This is a genomic window from Aeromonas sp. 160P, assembly GCF_055193095.1.
The window spans coordinates 2,630,373-2,644,607 of the sequence record NZ_JBUXKV010000001.1; the positions used below are offsets into that span (position 1 = coordinate 2,630,373).

A 14,235-nucleotide genomic window follows, 5' to 3' on the forward strand; every position below is an offset into this window, starting at 1 on the left:
TTTTTGGCGCAAAAAACGCCATCTGCACTGCCAAGATTTTTTTCCCCCTTGAAATGGGGAGTCACGGCCCCATCTTGTATCAGGAATATGTTCAACCCGAATTGCCTGAGGATAGTGTCGATGACCCAAAGCGTTCATGCCGAAACCCACGGTTTTCAGACTGAAGTCAAACAACTGCTGAGCCTGATGGCCCACAGCCTCTACTCCAACAAAGAAGTGTTCCTGCGCGAGCTGATCTCCAACGCCTCCGATGCGGCAGACAAGCTGCGTTTCAAGGCGCTTTCCGATGCCTCTTTGTTTGAAAACGACGGCCAGTTGCGCGTTCGCCTGGTGGTTGATAAAGAACAACGGACCCTGACCATCTCTGATAACGGCATTGGTATGAGCCGGGATCAGGTGATTGAGCATCTGGGTACCATTGCCAAGTCCGGCACCGCCGACTTTTTCAAAAACTTGTCCGGTGATCAGGGCCGCGACTCCCAGCTGATCGGTCAGTTCGGGGTCGGTTTCTACTCCGCGTTTATCGTTGCTGACAAGGTGACCGTGGTGTCCCGCGCTGCGGGTACCGAACAAGGTCAGGGCGTGCAGTGGGAATCACAAGGTGAAGGCTCCTTCACCGTGGCTGATGTGACCAAAGAGGGTCGCGGTACTGACGTGATCCTGCATCTGCGTGAAGAAGAGGGCGAGTTCCTCGATGACTGGCGTCTGCGCAGCGTGGTTGCCAAGTATTCCGACCACATCAGTGTGCCGGTCGAGATGTACAAAGAGGGCACCCCGGATCGCGAAGAAGAGGGTGAGACCATAGTCGGCACCCCTGGCGAGTGGGAGCAGGTCAACCGTGCCACCGCACTGTGGACCCGCAGCCCGAAAGAGATCAAGGATGAGGAGTATCAGGAGTTCTACAAGCACGTCGCCCACGATTTTGAAGATCCCATGCTGTGGGGCCACAACCGGGTAGAAGGGGCGCAAGAGTATACCAGCCTGCTCTATATCCCGGCCCGGGCGCCGTTTGATCTCTACAACCGCGAACAGAAGCATGGTCTGAAGCTCTACGTGCAGCGCGTCTTTATCATGGACGATGCCGAGCAGTTTATGCCGACCTACCTGCGCTTCGTCAAAGGGGTGCTGGACTCCAACGATCTGCCGCTTAACGTCAGCCGCGAAATTTTGCAAGACAACAAGGTGACTGTCTCCCTGCGCAAGGCATGCTCCAAGCGGGTGCTGACCATGCTGGCCAAACTGGCCAAGGATGACAGCGAGAAGTACGCGACCTTCTGGAACGAGTTCGGTAACGTGCTCAAAGAGGGGCCGGCGGAAGATCACGCCAACCGCGAAGAGATTGCCAAGCTGTTGCGTTTTGCCAGCACGGCGGGCGAGGGCGAAGCCCAGACTGTCTCCCTTGAGGATTATGTTGGCCGGATGAAGGAAGGCCAGCAGAAGATTTATTTCATCACCGCCGACAGCTTCGCTGCCGCCAAAAACAGCCCGCACCTCGAGATCTTCCGCAAGAAGGGTGTCGAAGTGCTGCTGATGTCCGAGCGGGTCGATGAGTGGCTGATGAGCCACCTGACCGAGTTCGACGGCAAGCAGCTGGTCTCCGTCACCCGTGGCGAACTGGATCTGGGTGAGCTGGAAGATGAGGCATCCAAGCAGGCGCAAGAAGAGGCTGAAAAAGCCAATGCCGGTCTGGTGGAGCGCGCCAAGCAGAGTTTGGGCGAAGCGGTGAAAGAGGTGCGTGTGACGCACCGTCTGACCGACTCACCCTCTTGCATCGTCACTGATGCCTATGGCATGAGCACCCAGATGATCAAGCTGATGCGTGCGGCTGGCCAGCCGGTACCGGAGCAGAAGTACATTCTGGAGCTCAACCCCGACCATGCGCTGGTGAAGAAGCTCGACACCATCCAGGATGAGGCGCTGTTTGGCGAGTGGGTCACCCTGCTGCACGAACAGGCTCAACTGGCCGATCAGGGTGGTCTTAATGATCCGGCGAGCTTTGTCTCCCGCATTAACCGGTTGCTGCTGCAAGCCTGATAACCCGTGGTGCTAACAGCAAAAGGCCACTGCATCTGCAGTGGCCTTTTTTGATCTGCGGTGGTCCCGCGCTCGCTTGGGCGCAGCCGTCACGCTTATCTGCGGTATTCGTTGTTGTAGTTCTGGATCAGCCGGCGGGTGATGTCGTGCTGGGGATCGGCAAACACCCGCAAGGTTTTGCCGCGCTCGACGATCCGCCCCTCGTGCATCACCAGTACTTCGTCACTGATATGGCTGACGATGCCCAGATCGTTGGCCACCAGCACATAGCTCAGCCCCATGGTCTCCTGCATCTCCAGCAGCAGATTGATGATCTGGGAGCGCACCGAGATATCGAGGGTAGAGAGCGCTTCGTCAGCCACCACAATTTTCGGATTGAGGATCAGCGCGCGAGCCAGTGCCACCCGTTGCTGTTGGCCCGCAGAGAGCATCTGGGGATAGAACAGGGCGTGATCCGGCAGCATGCCGACCATGCGCAGGGTCTGGATCACTTTCTCATTGCGCTCCTCATTACTCATCCCGGTATTGAGACGCAGCGGGGTCTCCAGGATCTGGCCAACCCGGATCTTGCGGTTGAGCGAGGTATTGGGGTCCTGAAAAATCATCCGCAGCAGTTTGCAGCGGGTCTGGTAGTCGCCATGCACCATCAGCTGGCCGTCGATGGCGATATCACCGCTGGTGGGCTCGATCATTCCGGCCAAAATCCGGGCGAGGGTGCTCTTGCCGGAGCCCGCTTCGCCGACGATGGCGAGGGTCTGGCCCACTTCGAGATCGAATGACAGGGGCTTGATCGCCTCCACTGCCTGACGACGGAACAGACCGGTGCGGTTCTGGTAGGTTTTGCTAAGGCCTCTGACCTGCAACAGGGATGGCTCGATCACAAGCGGGGCTCCTTCATGGGGGCGTTAACGATCATCATTTTTTCGGCTCCTCCATATTCAGCGGGAAGTGGCAGCTGAACTGATGACCTTTGAGCTTTTGCATCAGCGGGGTCTGCACGCACTGCTTCTGGGCATAGGGACAACGTGGCCCCAGTCGGCAGCCGATGGGCAGGTGTTGCAGCGGGGGAATAATCCCGGGCAGGGTGTCGAGTCGTGACTTGTGACGCACCAGCTTGTCAAAGTCCGGGATCGATTTGAGCAGGGCGTCGGTATAGGGGTGGCGCGGGCTTTCCAGGATCTGCTCCCGGGTGCCCACCTCGACCATTTGGCCGCAATACATGATGTTGATGGTATCGGTCAGGTTGGCGATGGCGGCGATGTCGTTACTGATGATCAGGATGGTGGTGTTACCCAGCTTGTTCATCTTGTCCAGCAGTCGCAGGATCTGGGAGTGAGTGGTCGATTCCATGGCGCTGGTGGGCTCGTCGGCCACCAGCAAGCGCGGTTTGTTGGCAATGGCCATGGCGATCATCACCTTTTGGCACATACCGTCAGAGAGCTCGTGGGGATAAGCGCTCATCACTTTGCGATGATCCTTGACCCCGACCCGGTGCAGCAGGGCGATGGCTTTTTTCTTGCGCCACTGGAAGCGCTGCCAGAACTTCCCTTCGTACGAATCGGTCGGGATCGCCTCTTCCAGCTGGGTGCCAATCTCTTCGGAAGGGTCGAGGCAACTGATGGGGTCTTGAAAGATCATGGCGATTTCGCGGCCCATGATACGGCGCCGTTCCTTGGGCGCCATGGTCAGCAGATCCATGTCGTTGAAGCGCATCCGATCGGCGCGTACCGTCCAGTTGTCCTTCTCGATGCCGACGATCACCTTGGCGATCAGACTCTTGCCTGAGCCTGACTCACCCACCAGGCCACGGATCTCCCCCTCGGTCAGGGTCAGGCTCACCTTGTCTACCGCCTTGACCTTGCCTTGCGGGGTATCTATCTCGATGGTGAGATTACGAATATCGAGCAAGGGCATCAGTGGCGCTCCTCATTGCGGTGTGGCACAGGGGGTTGCATCAGCACGATGCCGATAGAGTGGGTTTCGAACAAGGGCCTCATCAATCATTGCCCTCTTTGAGTGCTTCACGGATCCCTTCACCCACCACGTTGGTGACCAACACACTAAACAGGATGGCGATGCCCGGCAGAGTCACGGTCCAGGGGGCGAGGTAGATCAGATCACTCGAATCGGCCAGCATGGCGCCCCATTCCGGCTGGGGTGACTGAGCGCCGAGGCCAAGAAAGCCTACCGCCGAGATATCGAGGATGGCCGCCGACAGGGTGCGGGTGGTCTGGGCCACCAGGGTCTCGACGATATTGGGCAAAATAGCCAGGCGCATGATCCTGAAGGGAGGCGAGCCATCGAGGCGGCTGGCGGTGATGTACTCCTTCTGCATTTCGGTGTGCACCGCATTATAGGTGGCGCGAATAAAGGGCGGGATCAACGCCAGGGTAATGGCAATCAGAGTATTGCCAAGGCCCGGTCCCAGGATAGCGACCATGATGATGGCCATCAGCAGGGAGGGGATGGAGAGCAGGGTATCGAGCAGGTGGTGTAGCACGCTCGATTTGAGCCCCTTGCTCATGCCGCCGAGGATGCCGATAGCAGAGCCCACCACCATGGCAATCACCACCACCACCAGCGCATAGCCAAAGGTGAGGCGAGCCCCGACCACCAGCCGGGAGAGCATGTCGCGCCCGAGATCATCGGTGCCGAGAAAGTAGTCGATATTGCCGGTTGCCGCCCAGGAGGGGGCAAGCAACAAGTGCCCTGTATGTTGCTCATCGATACCGTAAGGGACCACCAGCGGCCCTACCAGGGTGATAAGCAGCAGCAGTAAAAAGCACCAGAGCCCTGCCATGGCGAGCGGGTTGCGGCTGTAGGAAGCCCACGTCTGCTCAAGGGGTGAGAGGATCTTGAGCTCGGGATAGATGTTCGATTTATCTTGCATAGGATACCTGGCTCTTGGTCACGCCATGAGCGCGTTCAATCTTGTTTGGCATATAAATCTTTGCGCCGTGCCGGATAGATAAGGGTGGTCAGCAACTCGGTACTGACGCTGATCAGGATCACAAAACTGGCGACCACCAGGGTTGCACCGCGAATGGCGGCGTAATCCTGCAGGGCGATGCTGCTGATGAGCCAGCGGCCGATCCCGTGCCACTCGAACACCACCTCGGTGATCATGGCGGAGGTGAGCACGCTGCCCAGTTGCAGACCCAGCAGCGGCAGCACCGGTGGCAGGGCGTTCTTGAGACCATGGCGCCAGACGATCTGCCACTTGGAGAGGCCACGGCTCGCCGCTGCCTTGATGTAGTTTTGCTTCATCACATCGATGAGTGAACTGCGCACATGGCGGATCACCTCGGTGGTGGGCACCACCGCCAACACCAGTGACGGGAGAATGAGGTGGCGCAGGGCATCATGCAGCGCCGCTTGCCGCCAGGGCTCGTTGCTCAGTAGTACATCGATCACCGCGATACCGGTGATCGACGGGACATCGTAGAGCAGGCTGAGTTGCCCCGAGGACGGCAACCAGCCGAGATCGAGGGAGAAGAGCATCACCGCCAGTAGCGCCAGCCAGAACACCGGCACCGCATAGCCGATGAGGCCGGCCGTCATGATGGAGATATCCAGCGTCTTGCCTTGCGAGAGCGCGGCCAGGGTGCCGAGCGGAATGCCCACCAGCAGCGAGATGGCAAAGGCGGCCAGACAGAGGATCAGGGTCGCCGGGAAGTAGTGGCGGATCTCGTCCAGCACTGGCATGCCGGAGACGCTGGAGAGCCCCAGATCACCGGCGAAAATACGGCGCAGGAAGTCGGGATAACCGCTCCAGAAGCTGAGCTGATTGCCGATCAGCCGATAGTCCAGCAGATAGGCGACGAAGGTCAGCGCCAGCAGGGTGATGAGCAGCAGGTTGAGACGGCGCAAGGTGTATAAAAGCATGCTTACTCCCTGTGAGCCTGGTTGAAGGAGGTACCACCGAAGGGCATCAGCATCAGCCCCTCGATGTCGCTGCGGCTGACCTGAGTGCGCAAGGCGTGGGCCAGCGGAATAAGGGGCAGCTGTTCGTTGAGCAGGGTCTGGGCGTAATAGTAGTTGCGCAGCCGGAAGGCGAGCTGGGGCGTGGTGACCGCATCATCCAGCAGCTGATCGAAGGCCGGGCTGCACCAGCGGCTGTAGTTGTTGCCGCGCTCTACCGCAGAGCAGCTCAGCAGCTGGCGGAAGAAGTTATCAGGATCGGCGTTGTCGGCAATCCAGCCGGAGAGCAGGCTGTCGTACTGCCCCTGAGTAAGGCGACCTTCGATCACCTGCCACTCCCGTTGCACAATTTTGAGCTTGATGCCGACCTTGGCCAGATCACTGCGGATCAGCTGGGCGGTCTTGACCGCATCCGGGTTGTAGGGGCGGGCGTCCGGTTGCACCAGCACCTGCATCTCGAACCCATTCTCCAGTCCCGCCTCCTTGAGCAGCTGGCGCGCCCGTTTCAGATCAGGCTTGCGCTCGGGCAGGCTGGGGTTGTAACCCCATGAGAGGGGCGGCAGCAGGCTGTTGGCAGGTAGACCGGTATCGAAATAGACCGCCTGCAACAGGTTGTCGATATTGATGGCGCTGGCAATGGCCTGACGCACCTTGATGTTGTTGAACGGCGGCTTGCGGGTATTGAGGGCTAAAAAGGCGACGTTCATCCCCGACTGAACCGAGAGGCTGAGGGCCGGGTGCTGCTTGATCACCGAGAGCTGGCTGGCAGACGGGGTGCTCATCACGTCACACTCACCGGTCAACAGCTTGGCCAACCGCTTGGAGGATTTTGGGGCTATGTCGTAGACCAGCTGTTCAATCTTGGCATCGCCGCCCCAGTAACCCGGATGGCGCAGATAGCGAATGAGCTCGTTGTGGCGATACTCCTTGAAACTGAACGGGCCGGTGCCGATGGGGCGGGTGTCCAGCAGGGCTGGCGTGCCGGCCTTGAGCATCTGTTCGGCGTATTCGGCGGAGAGGATCACCGCATAGTCGCTGGCCAGGGTGGCGAGGAAGGAGGCGTTCGGTTGGTTCAGCTCGAACACCACCGTCTGCGATCCCTTCTTGCTCACCCGCTTGATCAGCAGATCCTGCCCCAGACTGTAGAAGTAGGGGTAATCGCCACCGGAGACATTGTGATAGGGGTGCTGCTCGTCAAGCTGGCGGGCATAGGTAAAGACCACATCATCGGCATTGAAGGTGCGAGTGGGCTTGAACCAGGGGGTATGGTGAAAGGTCACCCCCTTGCGCAGGGTCAGGGTGTAGGTGAGCCCATCCTCGCTGATACGCCAATCGGTGGCCAGTGCCGGTTCCAGCGCCAGGGTGTTGGGGTTCACCTCCAGCAGGCGGTCGTAGAGCGGACGGGCAGTGGCATCCAGCGTCACCCCGGAGTTGGAAACATGGGGATTGAAGGTGAGGGGAGATCCCTCAGCACAATAGATGAGTCCGGTTTTGGAGGCCTCGGGTTGCTTCTGGCAGCCGGTGACCAGCACCAGCAGGCCGAGTAGCAAGGGGGTGAGCATTCTCATTGTTGAACCATGTTCTTATACGATGTGGGTACGCACGTTTTGATACAAATGTGCCAGCGCGAAGGCTGGCGTGTTGCGGGAGTCGTCATAAATCGGACTCCTTTTGCTCTTGTTCTGCCTCGTTATCATCATTGAGCAGCTGATACTTGCGTAGCATGCCACGGAACTGGTGATAGCTTAGGGCCAGCAGTTGAGCGGCTTTGCGCTGATTATACTGGGATTGCTGCATCGCTTGCTTGAGTAAATTAATCTCGAACTCCGCCACCGCCTGTTTCAGCTCGAGCGGCAAGCTCATCGCCGTGGCGAGTGGCGCCTCAGCGGGCCCCTCTGGCAGCTGCGGGTTACTCTTGACACCGGGGCGCCAGGGGGAATCAAACGGGTTGATCACCAGGGTCGAGAGCGGCAGTTGCGGGTTGCCCTGACGGTAGATACTGCGCTCCACCACGTTTTTCAGCTCCCGCACGTTGCCCGGCCAGTGGTAATCCTGCAGCAGCTGGGTCGCCTTGCGGGAGAAACCGGCAAACAGCGGATAACCCAGCTCCCGGGTCATGCTGTGGGCGAAGTGCTCCGCCAGCATCAGGATATCTTCCCGCCGCTCCCGCAAGGGGGGGAGGGTGATCACATCAAACGCGAGCCGGTCGAGCAGATCGTGGCGAAATTGCCCCTTGTCGGCCAGCGCTGGCAGATCTTCGTTGGTGGCGCAGACCAGCCGCACATCCACCTTGAGGGGCTTGGCCCCGCCCACCCGTTCGAACTCGCCATACTCGATGACCCGCAGCAGCTTCTCCTGCACCCGGGCGCTGGTGGTGGCCAGCTCATCAAGGAACAGGGTGCCACCATCGGCCCGCTCGAAGCGGCCCTGATGGCGCTTGGCTGCGCCGGTAAAGGAGCCCGCCTCGTGACCAAACAGCTCGGTCTCCAGCAGGCTCTCGCTCAAGGTGGCGCAGTTGATGGTGACAAAGCTTTGATCCCAGCGCGCCGAGAGATAATGTAGGCGGTGGGCGATCAGCTCCTTGCCCGTCCCCCGCTCACCGATGATCAGCACAGGTTTGCGCAGCGGGGCGAGCCGTGAGGTCTGCTCAATGATCTCGAGAAATGCGTTGGATTCCCCCAGCAGGCTTTCCGTGGCCGTGGTCATAGTGATCCCTGTCGGTTGTTAAAGCTGGTCAATCTTACCAAAAGTTGGTGAATCTTATCATCACTTGCACCAGGCATCTTGTAATTCGCTCTTTCAGCCCCATATAAATCAACAAGTTAAATTTCATTCCAGATTGGCACACAAGTTGCCATTGTCAATGGAGAAACAACGCCATGCCAACAACAGGAGTGCAACCATGAGTATTTTTTCCCGTCTGGCCGACATCATCAATTCCAACCTGACATCCCTGCTCGACAAGGCCGAAGATCCCCAGAAGATGGTGCGCCTGATCATCCAGGAGATGGAAGATGAGCTGGTCAAGGAGCGCTCCAATCTGGCCCGCTTCCTCGCCAGCCAGAAAGAGATTGGCCGTCAGGTCACCCGTCATCAGGAGCGGGTCGACGAGTGGCAGGCCAAGGCCGAACTGGCCCTGACCAAGGGTCGTGAAGATCTGGCCCGCGCCGCCCTGATCGAGAAGAAGAAACAGACCGAGTTGTCAGAGACCCTCTATCGCGAGCAGCAAGCGGTCGACAGTGGCATCGAGAAGCTGGGTGAGGAGATCCGCCAGCTCGAAGCCAAGCTGGAAGATGCCCGCGCCCGTCAAAAGGCGATGGCGATCCGCACCGAAGCGGCCAGCAGCCGTCTCAACGTGCAGAGCCAGGTGGCCCGTGGCGAGAGTCAGGCGGTGGTGAGCAAGTTCGAGCGGATGGAGCGTCGCATCGACGAAATGGAAGCGCGCGCCGATCTGGGACAATCCGACAAGGCGTTGGCGCAGCAGTTCGCCGAGCTGGAAGTGGACGATCAGATCAGCCGCGAGCTGGAAGCGATGCGCCAGAAGCTGGGTCAGAGTGAACACAAAAGTGAAGGCAAAAGTGAAGGCAAACAGGGGGAGTAACAGATGGAAGATCTGCTGGGTGTATTGATGGTTCCCATGGTGGTCTTCATGGTGGTGGTGGCCCCCATCTGGCTGGTGCTGCACTACCGAGCCAAGGGGCGCATCGGCGCCGGTCTCGCCGATAGCGAACGCGAACAACTGCAAGGGTTGCTCGGCCGTGCCGAGAAAATGCAGGAGCGAGTCGGCGCGCTGGAGTCGATTCTGGATGCGGAAGTGCCCGGTTGGAGGAACAAGGTATGAGCAGCATCAATCGTGATGGGCGTAACCTGTATCGGGATCCCCAGCGCGGCAAGATAGCCGGGGTTTGTGCCGGTTTGGCAGAGTACTTCGGGGTGGAGACCTGGATCGTGCGGCTCCTGGCCATCAGTGGCCTGATCTTCGCCGGTTTCATCACCTTCACCGCTTATATTGCGGCCTGGCTGCTGCTCGACAAGAAGCCGGTCACGCTTTATCAGCGCGAGGAGGCTGATTTTGCCGAGGTGCGGATGAAGGCTCGCAGCTGGCAGGCGGGGGTCACCCCTCATCAGGCGCTGGGCCGTATTGCGCAGGAACTTGACGCGCTGGAGCCCAGAGTTCAGCGGATCGAGAAGTTGGTGACCTCCAGGGAGTTCACCCTGCAGCGGGAATTTAGCAAGCTGTAGTGCCTGCTGAAGCACCCAATGTCGATGATGGAGCCTCCTGTGATACTCCATCATCGACGCCACTCAGGCAGATTGACCATCCGGCTGCGGATAGCCAGTTTGCCTTATCGCACGGCAGATCACGCCAGATGCAACACCAAGGGAGAACGGGTCAAGCCTTGATACTCAATAAACTGGAACAGAAGTTGACTCGCCTGCAACACAAGGCGAACGACGTGGTGAACCGGGTGCGGGATCGCCATATCCGGCTGGCGGTGACCGGCCTCTCTCGCAGCGGCAAAACCGCTTTTATCACAGCGCTGGTCAACCAGCTGGAACACGCGGCCATCGATGGCCGTTTGCCGTTGTGGGATGCCCTGCGTCAGGGGCGCATTCTCGGTGCGCGCCGGGTGCCGCAGCTCAATGCTCACATTCCCACCTTTGCCTACGAGCGCGGCCTCGACTCCCTGTTTGGCGATCCACCGGCCTGGCCCGAACCCACCCGCGGCGTGGCCGAGGTGCGTCTCGAAATTCGCTATCGCACCCGCCATCCTCTGCGCAAGCATCTGGGGGAGATCTCCACCCTCTACGTGGATCTGGTGGACTATCCCGGGGAGTGGCTGCTTGACTTGCCGCTGCTTGAGATGAGTTACGAGCAGTGGAGCGAACAGGTGCGCGATCAGCTGCGTCGCCCCGAGCTGCAAGCGCTCGCCGCCAGCTGGCTGACACCCGAATGGCAAGCGACGCAACCTTTTGCAGAGCGGCCGGTGGCTGAGCTTGCCGAGCGCTACACCGCCTACCTGCACGCCTGCAAACAAGAGTTGGGATTGCATCTGATCCAGCCCGGCCGCTTCGTCTTGCCGGGGGAGTATGCCGGTGCCCCCATGCTGCAATTTGTCCCCTGGGTGTGGGAGATGCCCGCTGGCGAGCCTGCCGATGGCACCCTCTACGCCACCCTCAAACAGCGTTTCGAGCAGTACAAACAGCATCTGGTGCAGGGTTTTTATGAGCAGCACTTTGCTGGTTTTGATCGCCAGATAGTGCTGGTGGACTGTCTGCAGCCCCTCAACGCCGGGGCGGCCAGCTTTGGCGACATGCAGCAGGCCATCGCCCGCATCATGGAGAGCTTTGCCTACGGCAAGAGCAACTGGTGGCGGCGACTCTTCTCGCCCCGTATCGACAAGCTGCTGTTTGTGGCGAGCAAGGCCGATCACGTCACCCCCGAACAGCACGCGCCCATGGTTTCCCTGCTCCAGCATCTGGTGCGCAGCGGCCGCGGGCAGGCTCGTTTTGAGGGGATCACCACCGAGTGTCTGGCGCTCGCTGCCATCAAGGCGACCGAAGTGGGCAAGGGGGTGGCCAATGGCCGTGAGTTCCCCGCCATCCGTGGCACCAGCCTCGCGGGTGAGCCGTTGCTGCTGTTCCCGGGGGAAGTGCCGCCCCATATTCCCCCTGCGCAATGGTGGAATAAACAGGGGGGGAACAATCAGGGCTTTGATTTTCAGGCGTTTCGCCCCTTAGCGATGAGCGCCCATCAGGCGCTGCCCCATATCCGGCTCGATGCGGCGCTGGAGTTTCTGCTCGGGGATCACCTCGAATAGTGGCGTGCGGCCCGGGGTTGTTTCCGGCGCCGCCCGCAGGAGACTGTTTTCAGGAGAACAAGGCGATGAACGATCAGATAAAAGAGCGGCCGCCGCTGCAGGGCAAGGTGATCCTTGAGCCTGCCTTGACGGTGGCCAGTGACGAGCGACCACCCGCACCCGCCCAGCGGTTGGAGGAGGCGAGTTTCGAGCGCCTCGACGAGCTGGACGATTTCACCGAGGTGGAGAGCGCCCTCGTCATCAAACCGCACCGCCGCCATCGGCTGTTGGCGTGGGGGCTGGGGGCAGTCGGTCTGCTCTCCTTGGGCCAGTACGGCGCCTTTCTTTACGAGCAATTTCTCACCACTCCGCTCTGGGGTAGTGCCTGGCTGGCGGCCTCGGCGCTGGTGGCGGCGGGTACCGCCAGCGTAGTGGGGCGCGAGTGGCTGCGCCTGCGCACCCTCAAGCGGCGCCAGGATGTGCGCTCGCGGGCAGAAGATCTGCTGGCCCATCAGGGAGTTGGGCAGGGGCAGACCTTTTGCGAAGGGTTGGCGGTCAAAAGTGGCGACAAGGGGCGCGAGGGGTATCAAACCTGGTTGGCCCAGCTCGACGAGAGCCACAGCGATCGGGAAGTGCTCACCCTCTATAGTCAGCTGGTACTGAGCGAGCGCGACAAGCTGGCCCAGGCGCGGGTGGCCAAATGGTCGGGGGAGGCCGCTGTTCTGGTGGCGCTCAGCCCGCTCGCCACCGTCGACATGATGCTGATGCTGTGGCGCAACCTGCGGATGATCGAGGACATCGCCGATGTCTACGCCATCGAGCTTGGCTACTGGAGCCGCATACGCCTCATCCGTCAGGTGTTTCGCAACATGCTCTACGCCGGTGCCACCGAGCTGGTGACCGAGGTGGGGATGGATCTGCTGGGGGCCGAGTTTGCCGCCAAGCTCTCTGCCCGCGCCGCACAGGGGGTGGGAGCTGGCCTGCTCACCGCCCGCCTGGGTCTGCGTACCATAGAGGCATGCCGCCCGCTACCCTGGTGTGCGGACGAGAAACCCAAACTCGGGGAGCTGCGCAAGCGGCTGATCGGCCAGCTGGCGGGGTATCTCAACAAGCCTTGATGGTTGTTCCACATCAATAGCTGGTTGTCACAATTTGTTTACAACTGTTTCAGGCAGCCGACTCATGGGTCGGCTGCTTTTTTTGTTGCCATTTCGTTACAGTGAAGCCGTGATGAAACGGCAAGGCGCCTTGATGTGGCGCCAGAGGATGGAACCGCTATGGCAACCTTTTACACCGCTCACCAGCCGGATGTTGACGGGGTGATCCACTACAGCAGCGAAGAGCACGGCACCTGGCAGATCCTGATCGAGCGCCAGTTGGCGGCGCTTGAGGGCAAGGGGTGTGATGAGTATCTGGCCGGTCTTGACAGGCTGGGGCTGCCCCGTGATCGCATCCCCCAGCAGGCCGAGATCAACGCCGTCTTGCTGCCTGCCACCGGCTGGTCGGTGGCGGCGGTGCCGGCGCTGATTTCGTTCGATCGCTTCTTCGCCCTGCTGGCCAATCGCCAGTTTCCGGTGGCGACCTTTATCCGGCGGCGGGACGAGCTCGACTACCTGCAAGAGCCCGATATCTTTCACGAGATCTTCGGCCACTGCGCCATGTTGACCAATCCGGCCTTTGCCCACTTTACCCACCTCTACGGTCAGTTGGGGCTGCAGGCGAGCAAGGAGCAACGGGTCTTTCTGGCGCGGCTCTACTGGTTCACCGTGGAGTTTGGCTTGTTGGCAACGCCGGATGGGCTGCGCATCTACGGCGGCGGCATACTCTCCTCCATCGGTGAGACCGCCTATGCCCTTTCCGGCAAGCCGCTGCTGCAACCCTTCGATCTGCTGACCGTGCTGCGCACCCCGTATCGTATCGACATCATGCAGCCCACCTATTTTGTGCTGCCGAGTCTCGATCATCTCTACCAGCTGACCGGAGAGGAGATCATGGCTGCTCTGGCCGAGGCCAGTCGGCTTGGTCTCTATCCGCCGCGCTTTGAGGTTGCCAGCGGCAAGCAGGCGAGCTAACCAAAAGCAAACAACCCTATTTCATATGCATTAATCCAAGCAGGAGTAACCCATGTCCGAACTGGCCAGTCAGCAGTGTGAAGCGTGCCGCGCCGATGCCCCCAAGGTGAGCGATGAGGAGCTGCGCGAGCTGATGCAGCGTATCCCCGACTGGCAGCCGCTGGTGGTGGAGGGGGCGCTGCAACTGCGGCGGGAATTTACTTTTCGCAACTTCAAGGAGGCGCTGGCCTTTACCAACCGTCTCGGCGAACTGGCGGAGGCGGAGTTTCACCATCCCGCCATTTTGACCGAGTGGGGTAAGGTGACCGTCAGCTGGTGGACACACAAGATCGGCGGCTTGCATCGCAACGACTTCATCATGGCGGCGCGTACGGATGAGCTGCTGAAGTGAAGACGCCACCACGCAC

The 14,235-nt window shown here is 60.1% G+C and carries 14 protein-coding genes; 8 read left to right on the forward strand and 6 right to left on the reverse strand.

Annotated elements, in window-relative coordinates:
- The first annotated feature begins 120 nt into the window (after positions 1 to 120).
- Complete coding sequence (gene htpG, locus ACY8FN_RS12435) at positions 121 to 2,034, forward strand: molecular chaperone HtpG (protein ID WP_463100174.1); 1,914 nt, start codon at positions 121 to 123, stop codon at positions 2,032 to 2,034.
- A 95-nt stretch (positions 2,035 to 2,129) separates the two neighbouring features.
- Here the strand turns inward: htpG and ACY8FN_RS12440 are convergent, their stop codons facing one another.
- The 6 genes from ACY8FN_RS12440 to pspF all read right to left on the reverse strand — a co-directional run bounded on the left by ACY8FN_RS12440 (position 2,130) and on the right by pspF (position 8,661).
- Positions 2,130 to 2,915, reverse strand: coding sequence for a peptide ABC transporter ATP-binding protein (locus tag ACY8FN_RS12440; RefSeq protein ID WP_101325026.1), 786 nt, complete (start codon positions 2,913 to 2,915; stop codon positions 2,130 to 2,132).
- Between the two features lie 34 nt (positions 2,916 to 2,949).
- A complete protein-coding gene (locus ACY8FN_RS12445) occupies positions 2,950 to 3,948 on the reverse strand; it encodes a peptide ABC transporter ATP-binding protein (protein ID WP_101325025.1) in 999 nt (332 codons plus the stop codon).
- 82 nt (positions 3,949 to 4,030) lie between these two features.
- On the reverse strand, positions 4,031 to 4,924 hold the full coding sequence (locus ACY8FN_RS12450; protein WP_101325024.1) for an ABC transporter permease subunit: 894 nt from the start codon (positions 4,922 to 4,924) through the stop codon (positions 4,031 to 4,033).
- A gap of 35 nt (positions 4,925 to 4,959) precedes the next feature.
- The gene (locus ACY8FN_RS12455; RefSeq protein ID WP_139718459.1) at positions 4,960 to 5,919 is read right to left on the reverse strand and encodes an ABC transporter permease; all 960 of its coding nucleotides are present in this window, start codon (positions 5,917 to 5,919) and stop codon (positions 4,960 to 4,962) included.
- 2 nt (positions 5,920 to 5,921) lie between these two features.
- Positions 5,922 to 7,517, reverse strand: a complete 1,596-nt coding sequence (gene sapA, locus ACY8FN_RS12460) for an ABC transporter substrate-binding protein SapA (protein ID WP_463101166.1) — start codon at positions 7,515 to 7,517, stop codon at positions 5,922 to 5,924.
- A 91-nt stretch (positions 7,518 to 7,608) separates the two neighbouring features.
- Positions 7,609 to 8,661, reverse strand: a complete 1,053-nt coding sequence (gene pspF, locus ACY8FN_RS12465; protein ID WP_463100175.1) for a phage shock protein operon transcriptional activator — start codon at positions 8,659 to 8,661, stop codon at positions 7,609 to 7,611.
- A gap of 196 nt (positions 8,662 to 8,857) precedes the next feature.
- Between pspF and pspA the strand changes: the two genes are divergently transcribed.
- From pspA to ACY8FN_RS12500, 7 genes are all read left to right on the forward strand, one after another.
- The gene (gene pspA / locus ACY8FN_RS12470) at positions 8,858 to 9,556 is read left to right on the forward strand and encodes a phage shock protein PspA (protein WP_463100176.1); all 699 of its coding nucleotides are present in this window, start codon (positions 8,858 to 8,860) and stop codon (positions 9,554 to 9,556) included.
- 3 nt (positions 9,557 to 9,559) lie between these two features.
- Positions 9,560 to 9,796 (forward strand): envelope stress response membrane protein PspB, encoded by a 237-nt coding sequence (gene pspB, locus ACY8FN_RS12475; protein WP_042022412.1) that lies wholly within the window; start codon positions 9,560 to 9,562, stop codon positions 9,794 to 9,796.
- Complete coding sequence (pspC, locus tag ACY8FN_RS12480) at positions 9,793 to 10,197, forward strand: envelope stress response membrane protein PspC (RefSeq protein ID WP_463100177.1); 405 nt, start codon at positions 9,793 to 9,795, stop codon at positions 10,195 to 10,197. Before pspB ends, pspC begins: the two co-directional genes overlap by 4 nt.
- A 158-nt stretch (positions 10,198 to 10,355) precedes the next feature.
- On the forward strand, positions 10,356 to 11,777 hold the full coding sequence (locus tag ACY8FN_RS12485; RefSeq protein ID WP_463100178.1) for a YcjX family GTP-binding protein: 1,422 nt from the start codon (positions 10,356 to 10,358) through the stop codon (positions 11,775 to 11,777).
- 65 nt (positions 11,778 to 11,842) lie between these two features.
- Positions 11,843 to 12,874 carry a YcjF family protein gene (locus ACY8FN_RS12490; protein WP_463100179.1) on the forward strand — a complete coding sequence of 344 codons (1,032 nt, stop codon included), beginning with the start codon at positions 11,843 to 11,845 and terminating at the stop codon, positions 12,872 to 12,874.
- Between the two features lie 159 nt (positions 12,875 to 13,033).
- Positions 13,034 to 13,828: a phenylalanine 4-monooxygenase gene (phhA, locus tag ACY8FN_RS12495; RefSeq protein WP_463100180.1), complete on the forward strand. Its 795-nt coding sequence runs from the start codon at positions 13,034 to 13,036 to the stop codon at positions 13,826 to 13,828.
- A 52-nt stretch (positions 13,829 to 13,880) separates the two neighbouring features.
- Positions 13,881 to 14,219 carry a 4a-hydroxytetrahydrobiopterin dehydratase gene (locus tag ACY8FN_RS12500; RefSeq protein ID WP_463100181.1) on the forward strand — a complete coding sequence of 113 codons (339 nt, stop codon included), beginning with the start codon at positions 13,881 to 13,883 and terminating at the stop codon, positions 14,217 to 14,219.
- Positions 14,220 to 14,235: the final 16 nt, after the last annotated feature.